The 15,508-nt window shown below is 71.5% G+C and carries 13 protein-coding genes; 7 read left to right on the top strand and 6 right to left on the bottom strand.

Going from position 1 to position 15,508, the window contains the following annotated elements; genetic code table 11:
- Window positions 1-36: 36 nt before the first annotated feature.
- Window positions 37-2,280 (bottom strand): MMPL family transporter, encoded by a 2,244-nt coding sequence (locus tag P3T41_RS13805; protein WP_280690093.1) that lies wholly within the window; start codon window positions 2,278-2,280, stop codon window positions 37-39.
- Between the two features lie 150 nt (window positions 2,281-2,430).
- Here P3T41_RS13805 and P3T41_RS13800 point away from each other — a divergent pair, with 150 nt between their 5' ends.
- Window positions 2,431-3,051 (top strand): TetR/AcrR family transcriptional regulator, encoded by a 621-nt coding sequence (locus tag P3T41_RS13800; RefSeq protein WP_280690092.1) that lies wholly within the window; start codon window positions 2,431-2,433, stop codon window positions 3,049-3,051.
- Between the two features lie 67 nt (window positions 3,052-3,118).
- On the opposite strand, the gene P3T41_RS13795 is transcribed toward P3T41_RS13800, so the two are convergent.
- A complete protein-coding gene (locus tag P3T41_RS13795) occupies window positions 3,119-3,730 on the bottom strand; it encodes a TetR/AcrR family transcriptional regulator (protein ID WP_280690091.1) in 612 nt (203 codons plus the stop codon).
- 196 nt (window positions 3,731-3,926) lie between these two features.
- Here P3T41_RS13795 and P3T41_RS13790 point away from each other — a divergent pair, with 196 nt between their 5' ends.
- Together P3T41_RS13790 and P3T41_RS13785 are read left to right on the top strand one after the other, a co-directional pair.
- Window positions 3,927-4,712, top strand: a complete 786-nt coding sequence (locus tag P3T41_RS13790; protein WP_280690200.1) for a class II aldolase/adducin family protein — start codon at window positions 3,927-3,929, stop codon at window positions 4,710-4,712.
- Window positions 4,713-4,721: 9 nt separating this feature from the next.
- Window positions 4,722-5,771 carry a 2-dehydropantoate 2-reductase gene (locus tag P3T41_RS13785; protein WP_280690090.1) on the top strand — a complete coding sequence of 350 codons (1,050 nt, stop codon included), beginning with the start codon at window positions 4,722-4,724 and terminating at the stop codon, window positions 5,769-5,771.
- 118 nt (window positions 5,772-5,889) lie between these two features.
- Here P3T41_RS13785 and P3T41_RS13780 read toward each other — a convergent pair whose 3' ends face one another.
- From P3T41_RS13780 to P3T41_RS13765, 4 genes are all read right to left on the bottom strand, one after another.
- Complete coding sequence (locus P3T41_RS13780; RefSeq protein ID WP_280690089.1) at window positions 5,890-6,084, bottom strand: DUF397 domain-containing protein; 195 nt, start codon at window positions 6,082-6,084, stop codon at window positions 5,890-5,892.
- Complete coding sequence (locus P3T41_RS13775; RefSeq protein ID WP_280690088.1) at window positions 6,081-6,908, bottom strand: helix-turn-helix transcriptional regulator; 828 nt, start codon at window positions 6,906-6,908, stop codon at window positions 6,081-6,083. Before P3T41_RS13775 ends, P3T41_RS13780 begins: the two co-directional genes overlap by 4 nt.
- A gap of 814 nt (window positions 6,909-7,722) precedes the next feature.
- Window positions 7,723-9,588 (bottom strand): hypothetical protein, encoded by a 1,866-nt coding sequence (locus tag P3T41_RS13770; RefSeq protein WP_280690087.1) that lies wholly within the window; start codon window positions 9,586-9,588, stop codon window positions 7,723-7,725.
- Window positions 9,589-9,894: 306 nt separating this feature from the next.
- Entirely contained in the window at window positions 9,895-11,277 is a 1,383-nt protein-coding gene (locus P3T41_RS13765) for a S53 family peptidase (RefSeq protein WP_280690086.1), read from the bottom strand.
- A 451-nt stretch (window positions 11,278-11,728) separates the two neighbouring features.
- Between P3T41_RS13765 and P3T41_RS13760 the strand changes: the two genes are divergently transcribed.
- From P3T41_RS13760 to P3T41_RS13745, 4 genes are read left to right on the top strand one after another with little or no spacing between them, the layout of a single operon-like run.
- Window positions 11,729-12,685: a zinc ABC transporter substrate-binding protein gene (locus P3T41_RS13760; protein ID WP_280690085.1), complete on the top strand. Its 957-nt coding sequence runs from the start codon at window positions 11,729-11,731 to the stop codon at window positions 12,683-12,685.
- Window positions 12,682-13,665: an ATP-binding cassette domain-containing protein gene (locus P3T41_RS13755; protein ID WP_280690084.1), complete on the top strand. Its 984-nt coding sequence runs from the start codon at window positions 12,682-12,684 to the stop codon at window positions 13,663-13,665. The genes P3T41_RS13760 and P3T41_RS13755 overlap by 4 nt, the downstream gene beginning before the upstream one ends.
- The gene (locus P3T41_RS13750; protein WP_280690083.1) at window positions 13,646-14,617 is read left to right on the top strand and encodes a metal ABC transporter permease; all 972 of its coding nucleotides are present in this window, start codon (window positions 13,646-13,648) and stop codon (window positions 14,615-14,617) included. Before P3T41_RS13755 ends, P3T41_RS13750 begins: the two co-directional genes overlap by 20 nt.
- Window positions 14,614-15,471 (top strand): metal ABC transporter permease, encoded by an 858-nt coding sequence (locus tag P3T41_RS13745; RefSeq protein ID WP_280690082.1) that lies wholly within the window; start codon window positions 14,614-14,616, stop codon window positions 15,469-15,471. Before P3T41_RS13750 ends, P3T41_RS13745 begins: the two co-directional genes overlap by 4 nt.
- Window positions 15,472-15,508: the final 37 nt, after the last annotated feature.

Genomic DNA, 15,508 nt, shown 5'->3' with positions numbered 1-15,508 from the left:
CGTGCCGTCACAGCGACGGCAGCTCCTCTCGTGCCGTCACCGCGACGGCACCTCCTCGACCAGTCGCAACTGCGCCGGCTGCTCCTGGTGTTGGTGGAGCCGCTCGCCCTCGATGTCCAGGTCCGGCAGCAGGCGGGCCAGCCAGCGGGGCAGCCACCAGGCGGCGTGCTTGGTGAGCGCGAGGACCGCGGGGACGAAGGTCATCCGGATCACGAACGCGTCCAGCAGCACACCGACCGCCAGAGCGAAGGCGATCTGCTTGAGGATCTGGCTCTCGGTGCCGAGGAAGGCGGCGAACACCGCGATCATGATCAACGCCGCCGAGGTGACCACCCGGGCGCTGTGCCGGCCGCCGCTGTGCACGGCGTCGAGCGGCCGGCGGGTGCGGACGTAGGCCTCGCGCTTGCGGGAGACCAGGAAGACCTCGTAGTCCATGGCGAGTCCGAAGAGCACGGCCAGCAGGATGATCGGCAGGAAGCTGCTCACCGGCCCGGCCCGGTCGACGCCGATCAGGTGCGCCAGGTGGCCGTTCTGGAAAACGCTCACCACGGTCCCCAGGGTCGCGGCGACGGACAGCAGGAAGCCGACCGCGGCCTTGAGCGGGACCACGAGCGAGCGGAAGACCAGCAGCAGCAGGAGCAGCGACAGGCCCACCACGACGGCGGCGAACGGGATCATCGCGCTGTTGAGTTTCGCCGACACGTCGATCCCCACCGCTGTGCTGCCGGTGACGCCGATGGTCGCTCCGGTCTGCTGCCGCAGCGCGTCCGCGTCCCCACGAATAGCGCTCACCAGCGTCCTGGTCGTCTGGTCGCTGGGCGCGCTGGCGGGGATCACCTGGATCAGCGTGGTGTGGGTCGCCGGGTTGGCCACCGGGTGGCTGACGGCCGTGACGTCGGGCAACGCGCGGATGGTGGCCGCGATCCGGTCGGCCGCCGCGGTCGGGTCGGCGCTCTGCGCGGTGTCGGCCAGGACCAGCAGCGGGCCGTTGAAGCCGGGGCCGAACTCCTTGCTGACCTGGTCGTAGGCGACCCGCTGCGAGGTGGCGGCCGGCGCGGTGCTGTTGTCCGGCAGGGCCAGGCGCATGCTGTGCGCGGGCCAGGCGAGCGCGCCGACGGCGACCAGCACCGCGAGCACGGTGAGCAGCGGGCGGCGGGTGACCAGCCGGAACCAGCGCTCCCCGGCGTTCGCGGCGGTGCTCTTGGCGGCGGCGTCGCCGGCACCCCCCACCGCCAACTCGCGTCGCAGCGCCCGGGAGCCGGGCTTGGGCCGCAGCCGCGCGCCGGCGAAGCCGAGCAGCGCGGGCAGCAGCGTGGTCGCGACGAGCACCGCGATCAGTACGGCGCCGGCGGCGCTCAGGCCCATCACGGTCAGGAACGGGATCCCGACCACGGACAGCCCCGCCATCGCGATCACCACCGTCAGCCCGGCGAACACCACGGCGCTGCCGGCCGTGCCGACCGCGAGCGCGGCCGACTCCTCGGGTTCCAACCCCTGGGCGAGCCCGGCCCGGTGGCGGCTGACGATGAAGAGCGCGTAGTCGATGCCGACCGCCAGGCCGATCATCAGGGCCAGGCTCTGCGCGGTCGACGAGATCGCCGTCACCCCGGTGAGCGAGAGCACCCCGGCGATCGCGGCGACCACCCCGGCGATCGCGCTGAGCAGCGGCAGGCCGGCCGCCAGCAGCGAGCCGAAGGTCAGCGCCAGGATGACGACCGCGACGCCGACTCCGATCACGTCCTCGGCACCGGGCTTCGAGGCGCCGGCGCCGAACGCGGCGCCGCCGACCTGCACGTCCATCCCGGGCAGTTGCTGCCCGCCGACGCTGACGGCCGTCTTCAGCGCGTCCAACGAGCCGGGCTGGAGCGCGCTCTGCACCACCTCGTACTGCACCTGCGCGATGGCGGTGCTGCCGTCGGCCGACACGGTCTGTGCGGTGACCGGGTCGATCACCTTGGCCACCTGCGGCGCGGACTTGGCCTGGGCCAGCGCGGCACGGATCGCGGCCAGGTCGCCGGGGTCGGTCACCTTCTGTCCGGCGGGGGCGGTGAAGACGACCTGGGCGCTGGTGCCGGAGGAGGAGGGGAAGTCGGTCTTCATCCGGTCCAGCGCCACCTGCGATTCCGAGCCCGGTATCGAGAAGGTGTCATCCAGCTTGCCGGGGCCGCCGAACGCGACCATGCAGCCGACGACCGCGGCGATGACCGCGAGCCAGAGCGCCAGGACGCGCCGTCGGTGCCGGAAGGCGAAGCGCCCCAGGCGGTGGAGAAGGGTGGGCATGACGGACTCCGAGTCTGACGATCCTGCGCGGGAAAACTGGCAGTTCTGCCACGTTAGCAAATATGGCAGAACTGCCAAATTTCCCGGAGTGGGCTCAGGCGGGCCGGGCGGGTGTTCGGGAGCGCGGCGCCGAGCTGAGATGATCCAGGGGTGAACGACGCAGGACCGGGACGCCGGGAAGAGAACAAGCGGCGCACTCACCACGCCCTGGTGCGGGAGGCGACCCGCCTCTTCCGCGAGCAGGGCTACGAGGCGACCACGGTGCGGGACATCGCCCGGGCGGCGGGGGTGGGGGAGCGCACCTTCTTCCGTTACTTCCCGTCGAAGGAGAGCCTGATCCTGCAGCAGGTCCGGGACCTCATCCCGAAGCTGGTGGCGGAGATCCGGATCCGCCCGGCGGCCGAGCCGCCGCTGGCGGCGCTGCGCGAGGCGATCCTGGAGCTGGCCCGGCGCTACGACGCCCTCCCGGCGATCCTGCTCGTCGGGCCCTACCCGCTGACCGCCGACCCGACCAGTCGCGGGGACAGGTTGCTGCTGCTCGATCTGGAGGAGGCGATCTCCGCCGCCTTCCTGGATCGGCTGGCCCTGGCGCAGTCCGACCCGGACACCGGGGCGGTGCTGCGCGCCGCCGTGCTGGCGCGCGCGGGGGTGGGCGTGCTGCGCGTCGTGCGGCTCACCTACCACGAGATGTCGGACGCGCAGCGCGAGGGCCTCAACCTCGCCGACCTGCTCCACCGGGCCTTCGCCGCGCTGGCGCCGGACGTGCGTTAGGGCTCAGGGGCTCAGGGGCTCAGGGGCTCAGGGGCTCAGGGGCTCAGGACCTCAGGGCCTCGGGGTCTCAGGGTCGCGGCGCCGTGAGCGCCGTCAACAGCGGTGCCAGGAAGCGGCGTTCGAGCTGCCCGGGCGGCAACTGGTCGGGCTCGACGTAGCTCTGGGCCAGGCCGCCCTCGCGGATCGCGATCAGCAGGCGGGCGAGTTCGTCGGCGTCCACGGTGAGCGTGCGGCCGGCGCGGGCGAGGTGGTCGGTCAGGCCGCGGGCGAGTTCCGCACGCAGGCGGGCGTCGTGCTGGGCGAGGACCCAGGCGGCCTGGCGGTCGCGGATCGCGTGCAGGGTGAACTCGGTGGTGACGAGGTACCAGTCGCGTTCGGCCGGCTCGATGTCGGAGAGCAGGTCCACCAGGCCCTGCAGCGTGAGGTGCTCGGCGTCGATCGAGTCCACCAGGGTGGCGATCCGGGCGATGACCCGCTCGCTGTGCGCGTCGAAGAGCGCGAGGAAGAGCTCCTCCTTGCTGCTGAAGTTCGAGTAGAAGGCGCCGCGGGTGTAGCCGGCGCGCTCGCAGATCTGCTCGATCGAGGTCGCGTGGAAACCGCTTTCCGCGAAGGTCGCGAGCGCCGCGTCCAGCAGCGCCGCGCGGGTGAGGGGGCGGCGCTTGGTCACACCCTTGGGCATCGGGCACTCTCCCTGGATCGGCCGCTGCGGCGAGATCGGATGCATTGGCGTATCGGATACACGAGTGTATCTTCTGGCTGTCCGCACTGTCGCCGACGTCCTGGAGCCCGCTGTGCGCAACTCCGTCAGCAGCACCGTCAGCAGCACCGACAACAACACCCTCACCGCCTCGCCGGCTGCTCCGCTGCCCGCCGCGCTGGCCGGCGTGGTCGGTCCGGTCCCGGCGGGCGTCACCCTGCCGATGCCGCCCAGCTTCGAGACGGTCGAGGCCGAGCGTCAGTACCGCAGGGAGCAACTGGCGGCCGGGTTCCGGCTGTTCGGCCGTTTCGGGTTCTCCGAGGGGGTGGCGGGCCACATCACCGTGCGCGACCCGGAGAACCCGCAGTGGTTCTGGGTGAACCCGTTCGGGATGAGCTTCAACCAGATCAAGGCCTCCGATCTGATCCTGGTCGACCACGAGGGCACGCTGCTGCACGGCAACCGGCCGGTGAACCGGGCGGCCTTCGTGATCCACTCCCAGGTGCACGCCGCCCGCCCGGACGCGATCGCCGCCGCGCACTCGCACTCGCTCTACGGGAAGGCGTTCTCCAGCCTCGGCGTCCGGCTGGACCCGATCACCCAGGACGCCTGCGCCTTCTTCGAGGACCACGGCCTCTACAGCGACTACCGCGGCGTGGTCAACGAGACCGAGGAGGGGCGCCGGATAGCGGCGGCGCTCGGCGACTTCAAGGCGGTGATCCTGCAGAACCACGGCCTGCTGACGGTCGGTCACTCGGTGGCCGAGGCGGTCTGGTGGTTCATCACCATGGAGCGCTCCTGTCAGGCGCAGCTGCTGGCGATGGCCGCCGGCACCCCCAAGCTGATCGACCGGGAGACCGCGCTGATCACCCGGGGACAGCTCGGCTCGCACCTGGCCGGCTGGTTCCAGGCCCGCCCGCTGTGGGACCAGATCACGGCCTCGGACCCCGACCTCTTCGACTGAGGAGCACCTGTGCCCACCGACCCCGCCGCCCTCACCGCCCCGCCGCCGCGGATCGCCGTACTCGGCGCCGGTAGCATCGGCTGCCACCTGGGCGGCCGGCTCGCCGCCGTTCCCGGGGTCGCCGAGGTCACCCTGATCGGCCGCCCGAGCGCGATGGCGGCCATCGAGCGCGACGGGCTGACGCTGACCGGGCCGGGCCCCGACGCCGCCCGGCCCGCGATCCGCACCCTGCGGCCGGCCACCGGCGCGAGCGCGGCGGCCGGTGCCGACTACGTCCTGGTGACCGTCAAATCCGCCGACACCGCCGGTGCCGCCCGCGAGCTCGCAGCGCACCTCGCCCCGCACACCGTGGTGATCAGCTTCCAGAACGGGCTGCACAACCCCGAACTGCTCAGCGCCGAACTCCCCGATCACCCGGTGCTGGCCGGCATGGTCCCCTACAACGTGGTGCGCACCGGCAGCGCCGCCTTCCACCAGGGCACCGCAGGCCAGTTGATGCTCGCGGACACCCCGCACAGCGCCGCCTTCGCGGCGGCGGCCCGCTTCGCCGGACTCCCGCTGGCGCTGCGTCAGGACATGCCCGCCGTCCAGGCGGCCAAGCTGCTGATGAACCTGAACAACGCCGTGAACGCGCTTTCCGGCCTGCCGCTGCGCGAGCAGTTGGGCCAGCGCGCCTACCGGGCCTGCCTGGCGCGCTGCCAGCGGGAAGCGCTTACCGCGTTCCGGGCCGAGGGCATCACCCCCGCCCGCCTCGGGCCGGTTCCCCCCACCTGGACACCCCGGGTACTCCGGCTGCCCGACACGCTCTTCCAGCGGCTGGCCGGCGCTACCCTGCGGATCGACGCCCAGGCCCGCTCCTCGATGTGGGAGGACCTCCAACGGGGGCGCCCCACCGAAGTCGACACGCTACAGGGCGAGATCACCGCCCTCGCCACCCGCCACGGGCTCACCGCTCCCGCCAACGCCCGCCTGATCGCCCTGGTCCACGAGGCCGAGGCAGCCGGGGCCGGCGCCGCGAAGGCATGGGGCGGCCCGGAGTTGCTCGCCCAACTGGACTGACCACGCCGGACCCGGGCGTCGCGCAGACAGGCGAGCCTACGACGGACAAGCTCCGCAGACAGCACTGAACCCCCGCGCGGCCCGTAGCGCTGCACAGGGGGTTCCGGTGCGGGAGCCGTCAGACAGTGCCGAAGTCGCCGTCCTTGACCCCTGCCACGAACGCGGCGAACGCGCCAGGAGGGAAGACCAGGGAGCCGCCCTCGGGGTCCTTGGAGTCCCGGACGGGGATCACGCCAGGAATATTGGGGGCTACCTCAATGCAGTTTCCGCCGTTGCTGCTGTAGCTGGACTTGAACCATGCGGGGTCGATCACTGGAGTTCCTTTCGTACCTGCTGGATCACGGCCACTGACGCAGTCTGCGACAGCGCTTCAGCCTGTAGCTGATGGTAGGCCGTCAGCACCGGCACCACGGCGTCACTCCCTCGCTCAAGATGACCCTGTAGGGCGGACTCCGCGTAGGCCACCAGCGATCGGTCAGGCAGGGTGAGGATGTTCACCGGCAGATCGAATGAGCGGCGTTCTTCTATGTCGTACGGGGCCACCTGGAGGACCGTATGCGGCAGTTCGGCGAAGGCGATCAGCTGATCCAGCTGGGCAGCCATCACCGCCGGGCCGCCGACCGGCCGTCGGATGCAGCTTTCATCCAGCACCGCGTGAATCAGCGGGGCCGGGTGCCGCACAAGGCGCGCCTGTCGCTCCGCAATGAACGTCAGACGTTCGTCGGCCTGTTCCTGGGTGATGTTGCCCCGGCGAACAGCTCCCATGGTCACCGCCGCCGCGTACTCCGGCGTCTGCAACAGCCCAGGGATGATGCCGAGTTCGAAGAGCCGAATCTCCACCGCCCGCGCCTCGTGGGCCACGTAGTCCGGGAAGCCTTCGAGGAGCGAGGTTCTTCTGATGTCCCGGAACATGTCCAGAAACAAGGTCCCCGTACCGAACACAACGTCAGCTCTCCTGGCCAAACGAAGTGTTGGGGGCTTCCGCCCGGTTTCTACGGCTGACACATGCGTCCCCGAGTACTCCAGCCGTTCACCCAGCTCGTCCTGGGTCCAGCCGTTCTCCTCGCGTGAGGTGCGCAGTTGCGCGCCGAAGGCCGCGCGCGGGGATGAGTGGGGATCCAACTCCAGACGGTTCAAGATCCAGTCTTCCTTCCGATCTGACACGTTGAAGACGTTCTGAGCGTAGAGGACAGTGAGTCGTCCTGGTAGTGGATTCACTACGGAGAGGAGTCGTTTGATGTCTACGAACAGAGAGCCCTCACGGCCCTTGTACGTACCCCGCAAAGGTGAGCTGGTCCGGGACGAGCAGCACCAGTGCGACGGGGTGTTCATGGGGCGCAACGGCCAGAATCTCGTCAGCCTTCGACCGGAAGCCGGCGGCATCGAGTGGGACACTCCCGCGAGTGCCATCCAACCCCTGCCGGGTGAACCGAAGTTGATCCCGGTCATCCGAGCCGGCACACCTCGGGATGCCACTCAGGTGCGACTGTCGGGCGAGCGCGCCTGATGAGCACCAGCCCCGAGCCTGCCGAGTCGGTTGCCCTGCCGCCGCGCCACATGTGGCGATTCGGGTGGTGCGTCTGCTGCGACCGGCAGACCTGGGTCGCCCCCGGTCCCCACATTTCCCTTGGTAACGCCCAGTTGGTCATATTGCCGTACTGCCAAGAGGGCTACGAGCGAGCATCGCGCTACGTCCACCGTGTGAGGATGCGCGCGACACCGCCCCCTGGCCAGGGGGCCGAGTGAACCCCCGCTCGCCTGCCCCAATCACGTCGGAGCAGCCCTTCGACCGTCTCGAAGCGCTGGCCGAGCTGCGGCGCCTCGGAGAGACTCTCGATGGTCAGGCCAAGTCGGGGGTGCCCGAGGCGGAGCTGGACTCGACGCTCCGATTGATGCGTGGTGTGCACTCGCGCATCACCGACGAGTTGGCGAGGGGGTTTGCAACTCGGTCCTAGCCCGCGGCGAGCAGCCGGCGGGCCAGGGTGCGCAGTTCATCGTCCGGGTGGCTGTCTCCGGAGTGCGGCGAATCGGTGAGCAGGCGGCGCGGGGAGGAGGCGAAGGTCTCCAGGGTGGGGCGGAGTTCGTCGGGGAGGCGGCCGATCGTGGCGAGCGTGTCCAGGGCCTTCAGGCCGACCCGGGTCGGGCCGACCAGTTCGGTGAGGATCGGGAGGGCGCGGTCGGGCGAGCCGGTGATCCACAGGTGGGCCTCGGCGGCGGACATCCGGATCCACTCGTACTCGGCGGTCAGGAACGGTTCGACCAGCGGGAGCAGCGGGGCGGCGGCGCTGCCCAGCGGCTCCAGGCGGGACATGAACCAGTGCACCTCGCCCTGGCCCGTGAGCAGTTGCTCGAAGGTGCCGACGGCCAGGTCGGCGTCGCCGGTCACGCGGTAGTGGGCCACGGCCGCCGCGGACCGCAGCGAGGTGTCGGAGCTCCCGGCGGCCTCCCGCAGCAGCTCGACGACCTCCGCCGTGGCCGGCCCGTTCGCGCCGAGCTGTTCGGCGGCGACGATGGCGGCGCGCCGGGTGCGCAGGCAGTCGACGAGTTCGGGCTGCGCCTGCCGGGCGGCGGCACCCAGCGGTGCCAGCGCCAGCACCAGGGCGATCCCCTCGTTGCCGGCGGCGCCGGCGGCGAGCTGACGCCGGATCACGGGTGTCAACTGCTCGGCCGCCGTCGGGAAGTGGCGCGCCGCCGCCGCGAGCAGCCGCGCGCTGGGCCGCCGCACCACCAGCTCCACGGCCCGCGGGTCGCGGGAGCGCACCAGGGCGTGCAGGGCCCGCTCCGCGACCTCGTCGTCCGCACCGGTCGCGTACCCGTGCAGCACGTCCCGCAGGTCGCCGCTCGGCTCGGGCACCAGCTCGACCCAGTGGCCGACCGCGAGCAGCGGACCGGTCAGCGCATCGGCGTCCGGCTGCTGGGGCAGGGCGGTCAGCAGCAGGTCCAGCACCTGCGGTTCCCGGTCCCGCCAGGTATCGGCGATCTGCCGGGCCAGCCAGGAGCCGCGCGCGTCGAGGTCGCCCGCCGCGATCCAGCCGGCGGCCACGGCCAGGCCCGCGTCGGGGTCCTCGCTGAGCAGCTGGGCCAGCCGCTCCTCCTGGGTGCTGCCGCCCCACGGGAGCGCATCGGCCCTCGGCGCGGGTACGGCGCCGTCGGCGGCGAGGACGGCGACCAGCTCGGCCGGGTACGGCGGCTCGCAGCGTTCGGCCGTGAGCAGGGCTGCCGCCAGCCGGATCTCGGGCAGCGGGCCGTCCAACCCCGCGACCTCGCGCCCGAACCGGCCCAACGCCACCATCGCGTCGGCCCGCACCGCCGGCACGGGGTCGCCGTCGTACAGCCCCGCGACGCGCGCCTCGGCCTCCTCCCGCGGCCCGGCCGGCAGCACCTCGGCCAGGGCCGCCGCCACCCGCAGGGCCGCCCGGCGCACGGTGCCGTCGGCGTCCGCCAGGCAGGGCAGCAGGTCCGGCAGCACCCGGCCCAGCTCGGCGCAGACCGCGGCGACGGAACTCCCCGCCCAGTGCGGCGAGTCGACGTCCTCGGGTTCGTGGGCGGCGAGCGTGGCGAGCAGCATCAGCAGCTCGGCGCGCCTGCCCGGGACGTGCACGGCGGCGTGCGCGAGGAACGGCACGGCGGGAGCGGAGGCCTGATACACCGTGCCCTGGTGGTGGATGTTGCCGTACAGCTCGTAGATCGCCTCCTCGACCTCCTCCTGGTCCTCCTCGTACAGCGCCCTGATCAGCACGGGCACGTCCTCGGCGGAACCGTAGGCATGGGTCAGGTCGTGCCACTGGACGCGGTCCAGCTCGGCCGGAGATCTCATCGGTCGGGCGCTCCTCAGCTGATCAGGTGGTCCGACCCTATCGACCTCCGCCGACACCCCGTCAGCAGGCGTCGGCGTACTTCTGGTGGCCCGCCGTAGTCGATGGCGGCAGGGACGCCGGATTGCCCTGGACCAGGCAGTCCACTTCAAGGGCACGGCGCGTTCGACCGTTCGGGGCCCTGGAAAATCAGGGCGGATGAGCGCGGGAGCGCCGGTGCCGATTGTTCGGCCGGCGCTCCCGCGGTACCCGGTCGTTCTGCTGGCATGAGCTGAACTGGCATGCCCAGCAGAACTACTGATGCTGCGTCAGCCGAGTGCGGCGATCGTCGGCACGAACTTGGCCACGTCCACCGTGCCCCAGCCGGTCGCCATGTCGTAGCCCGGGGTGACGGGCCAGCCGGGGACGTTGTTGTAGGTGTTGGAGCCGCCCACGACGTCGTTGATCCCGGTCCACTTGGCGCCGGCCTGCTGCGCCGCACCCAGCGCGTAGAGGCCGTAGTTCAGGTTCCCGAGGCGGTGCCCGGCGACCTGGTCGGCCAGTGCCACCACGCCGGAGAAGACCGGGCTGGCCACGCTGGTGCCGCCCCACAGCTCCCAGCCGTCGTCCTGCGGCCCGAAGCTGTTGTAGGTCCAGACGCCGGTGTTCGGGTCGCCGACCATGCTGATGTCCGGCACGCCACGGGAGTTGCCCACGGTGCTCTGCACGCCGAGCTGGAACAGCGGGCGGCTGAAGACCTTGGACTTGCCGCCCCCGGAGGCGCCGCCGCCGGTCGACGGGTCGTCCCAGACGGAGTCCGGGCTCAGCCGGTTGCCGTTGTCGTCCAGCTTCACCGTGGTGCCGCCGACGCCGGTCACCAGCGGGTCGGAGGGCGGCCAGGAGGTCACCGGGTACGGGTAGAGGGTGCTGCCGTCCGACTCGGCGTCGGTGACGCCGTTGTCGCCCGAGGAGGCGAGCACGGTGACGCCGTGCGCGGCCGCGTCCTTGTAGGCGTAGCGCAGGTTGAGCAGGCTGGAGTAGTCGCCCTGGTCGAAGCCCGGGAAGGTGTTCTCGGTGGCGCCGAAGCTCTGCGTGATGACGTCACCGACGCCCTGCTTGATCAGCGAGTCCTCGGCGGCCATCATCTCGGGGAACCCGGTGGTCCCCTCCTGCTCCGAGACGCCGGTCTCGACCAGCACGATCTTCGCGCCGGGGGCCATGGCGTGCGCCATGTCGACGTCGATCGTGGTCTCCTCGGCCCAGCCGGTCATGTCCGAGTTGCCCGGGTCGAAGGGCGGCACGGTGCCCCACTTCACGACCTGGACGTTGGTGCTGGGGATGCCGTACTGGGCGCTGTAGACGTCCAGGTCGTGCTGGATGGTCGGCGATCCGAAGGAGTCGACGATCACGATGGTGCGGCCGGCCCCGTTGATCCCCCGGTCGAGGAGCGGGTGCTCGTCGTAGCCCTGCTCGAGCTGGGTGGCTCCGTAGCAGGAGGCCTGGAACTGGGCCTGGCACTGGCTGGGCGTGAGGGGAGTGGGGAACTGGCCGGACACCATCCGATGTCCGATCGCGGCCGGTATCGGCGCCGGTGCGGCCGATGCGCTCAGTGCGGCGGTGGCCGGCACGGCGCCGGTGAGGGCGGTCGTGGCGAACATGGCGAGGGTGCCGACAGCCGCTGCGGTGGCACGGCTGAGGGTGGTACGTCGCATGGGTGTCCCTGAGGGGTGGTAGGTCCCGTCGACGACGGCGTGGGCGACATCGCACTCCTGTCCGGGTGGGTCTGTCCGCAGCTTGTGTGATCCATGGGGAAGTCTTTGACATGTCTGTACCTGCGTCAGCTCCGTCAGGCCCACGGGTACGGGTGAGCAGGTCGTTGCCGAGCTGGGGATTTCCGAGCTGGGGCCTGCCGAGCTGGGGCCTGTCGGCACTCTCGCGAGGCTGCTGCCCGTCGATGGCAGATCGTGGCCGGTTGATAACTCCCAGTGGCTGAAAGCTGATCCACTTCGCCGAGAGGGGGTCCAGCGGTCAAGAATTGGTAATGATTATCACCTCATAGGCGCCTGGCCTGGATGTGAAAACCATTTCTAACTAGGCTCTACCGTGTCCAGTACAACCGGATCCCGCAGCTCGGGACCCGAAGGCCCCCGGGAGAGTCCGTCCATGCCCCACGCCAGGTCCGGCGTCGGTCCCCGTCGCATCACCGCCGCTGCCCTCGGTGTCGTCGCTGTCGCCGTACTCGCCGGCACCAGCGCGTGCTCGACGGCCCCGAAGACCAGCACCTCGGCGGGCGAGGGTTCGAAGACGATCCAGGTGGTGGCCGCGGAGAACTTCTGGGGCAGCATCGCCACCCAGCTCGGCGGCAGCCACGTCAAGGTGCAGAGCATCATCACCAACCCGAACACCGACCCGCACTCCTACGAGCCCACCACGGGCGACGGCCGGGCGGTGGCGTCGGCGGACTACGTGATCACCAACGGCATCGGCTACGACGCCTGGTCGGACAAGCTGCTCGCCGCCAACCCGTCCTCCGGCCGCACCGCCCTCAAGGTCGGCGACCTGCTGGGCAAGAAGGCGGGCGACAACCCGCACCAGTGGTACTCGGCGGACAGCGTCCACCAGGTGATCGACCGGATCACCGCCGACTACAAGAAGATCGACCCGGCCGACGCGGCCTACTTCGACGCCCAGAAGCAGACCTTCCTGACCCAGACGCTCGCCCCGTACGACCAGCTGGAAAACGCTGTCAAGGCGACGTACGCGGGCACCCCGATCGGCGCCTCGGAGTCCATCGTGACGCCGCTGGCCGAGTCGCTCGGCCTGAAGCTGATCACCCCCGAGAGCTTCCTGGACGCGATGAGCGAGGGCAACGACCCGACCGCCGCCGACAAGGCGACCATCGACAAGCAGATCTCCGGCAAGCAGATCAAGATCTACGTCTTCAACACCCAGAACTCCGACCCCGACGTGATGGCCCAGGTGAACGCGGCCAAGGCGCAGGGCATCCCGGTCGCCCAGGTCACCGAGACCCTGGCGCCCGCCGGAACCGCTTTCCAGGACTGGCAGGTACAGGAACTGCAAGGCATCGAGGACGCGTTGAAGCAGGCGGTCGGCAAATGAGCATCCAGCACGACGAGATGGCCACCCAGGAGACGAGCAAGCGCGCGAGCGGCGGGCGGGTGCCCGCTCAGCAGCAGCGGTCGGCGGTGGCCGCCGAGCCCGTCCTGTCGCTGCGCGGCGCGGCCGTCCGGGTCGGCGGGCGGACCCTCTGGTCGGGGGTCGATCTGACCGTCGGCGCAGGGGAGTTCACCGCTGTCCTGGGCCCCAACGGGGTCGGCAAGTCCACCCTGGTGAAGGTGCTGCTCGGGGTGCTGCCGCCCGCCGCCGGCGAGGTGACGGTGCTCGGCGGCGCGCCAGGTGCGCACAGCGCGGGCGTCGGCTACCTGCCGCAGCGCCGCAACTTCGATGCCAGCGTGCGGATCCGCGGGATCGACGTGGTGCGCCTGGGCCTGGACGGGGACAAGTGGGGGATCCCGATTCCGGGCCTGGGCCGCGCCGAACGCCGTGCGGCGCGTGAACGCGTCGCCGAGGTCATCGAGTTGGTGGGTGCCTCCGAGTACGCGCACCGGCCGATCGGGCAGTGTTCCGGCGGTGAGCAGCAGCGGCTGCTGATCGCCCAGGCGCTGGTCCGCCGTCCGTCCGTGCTGCTGCTCGACGAGCCGTTGGACAGCCTGGACCTGCCCAACCAGAGCGCGATCGCGGCGCTGCTCGGCCGGATCTGCCACCAGGAGGGGGTGTCGGTGGTGATGGTCGCGCACGACGTGAACCCGATCCTGCACCACCTCGACCGGGTGGTCTACCTCGCCGAGGGCGGCGCGATGGCCGGCACGCCGACCGAGGTGATCACCTCCGAGACGCTGACCCGCCTCTACCGCACGCCGGTCGAGGTGCTGCGCACCAGCGACGGCCGCCTGGTGGTGGTCGGCCAGCCGGAAGCCCCGGCCCGGCACGTCGACCGGCACGCGGCCACCGTCGCCGCGAGCGCTGGCGGCGTCACCGCTGGTGCCGCAGCCGGAGGTGATGATCGTGCAGCTGGCTGACGTGGCGTCACCGGTGTTCTCCTGGAACCTGGTTGCCGATTTCCAGGACATGTGGTCCTACGCCTTCATGGTGAACGCTTTCCGAGCCGGCCTGGTCGTCTCGGTGGTCTGCGCGGTGGTGGGCTGGTTCATGGTGCTGCGCCGCCAGACCTTTGCCGGGCACACCCTGTCGGTGGCCGCCTTCCCGGGCGCCTCGCTGGCGGTCCTGGCGGGCTTCAGTACCTCGCTCGGCTACTTCGGCTTCTGCATCGCGGCGGCCCTGGTGATCGCGGCGCTCGGCCGCAAGGGCCAGGGGAGCGGCGCGGAGGAGTCCGCGGTCACCGGGACCGTCCAAGCCTTCGCGCTGGCCTGCGGGTTCCTCTTCATCAGCCTCTACAAGGGCCTGCTGGAAGGGCCGACCGCGCTGCTCTTCGGCAGCTTCCTGGGCATCACCACCAGCCAGGTGACGGTGCTGGCGGTGGTCGGCGCCGTGGTGCTGGCCGTGCTCGCCGTGATCGGCCGACCGCTGCTCTTCGCCTCGGTCGACCCGCAGGTGGCGGCCGGGCGCGGTGTGCCGGTGCGGCTGCTCGGCACCCTCTTCCTGGTGCTGCTGGGCGCGGCGACCGCCGAGGCCAGCCAGATCACCGGCACCCTGCTGGTCTTCGCGCTGATGGTGATCCCGGCGGCCACCGCCGGACAGTTGACCGCCCGGCCCGGGCTGAGCCTGCTGCTCTCGGTGCTGCTCGGCCTCGGCGTCTGCTGGGCGGGCCTGATCGCCGCGTACTACCAGCCCTACCCGCTGGGCTTCTTCGTGACCACCTTCGCCTTCGCCGGCTACGTGCTGGCGCTGCTGCTGCGGCTGGGCCGCGAAGCCTGGGGCCGCGCCCACGAGGGCGGCCAGGGGCGCGGCCATGGCGGCCATGGCGGCCATGGTCACGGCCCGGCGGCGCTCGGCGCAGGGGGTGCGGCATGACCTCGGTGCTCTCCCAGGCGTTCTTCCAGCACGCGCTGCTGGCCGGCACGTTCATCGCGCTGGCCTGCGGCCTGGTCGGCTACTTCCTGGTGCTGCGGGCCCAGTTGTTCACCGGTGACGCGCTCAGCCACGTCGCGTTCACCGGCGCGATGGCGGCCCTGGCCGGCGGCTACGACCTGCGCCTGGGCCTGTTCGCCGCGACCATCGGCGTCGGCCTGCTGCTCGGCGGCCTCGGCCGGCGCGGCCGGCCCGACGACGTGGTGATCGGCAACGTCTTCGCCTGGATCCTCGGGCTCGGCGCGTTCTTCCTGACCGTCTACACCACCTCGCGCAGCGGCTCGGGCAACGGCGGCGCGGGCACCAGCGTGCTCTTCGGCTCGATCTTCGGGCTGAGCAGCTCGCAGACCACGCTGGCCGTCGTCATCGCGGGCGCGATCTGCCTGCTCACCCTGCTGATCGGCCGGCCGCTGCTCTTCGCCACGGTGGACGAGGCGGTCGCGGCGGCGCGCGGAGTGCCGGTGCGCCTGCTCGGCTTCGGCTTCCTGGTGCTGGTCGGCGCCTGCGCGGCGGAGGCGACCCAGGCGGTCGGCTCGCTGCTGCTGCTCGGCCTGCTGGCGGCCCCCGCAGGCGCGGCGATCCGGCTGACGGACCGTCCGTTCCACGCGCTGGCGCTCTCCGCCGGCCTCGCGGTCGGCGAGATGTGGGGCGGCCTGCTGCTCAGTGCCGAGCTGCCGAAGCTGCCGCCGAGCTTCACGATCATGGCCACGGCGAGCGCGGTGTACGCGGCGACGTTCCTGGTCAAGCCCGGGCGGGGGCGGCGTCCGGCCACGCGGCGGGTGGGCGCGGCGGCCTGACGCGCGCGGTAGCTGGGAACGGAGGGCGGCGTGCTGG

The sequence above is a fragment of the Kitasatospora sp. GAS204B genome, from assembly GCF_029892155.1.
In the GTDB taxonomy this organism is placed as follows: Bacteria; Actinomycetota; Actinomycetes; order Streptomycetales; family Streptomycetaceae; genus Kitasatospora.
This window is presented reverse-complemented; position numbering and strand designations above follow the sequence as displayed.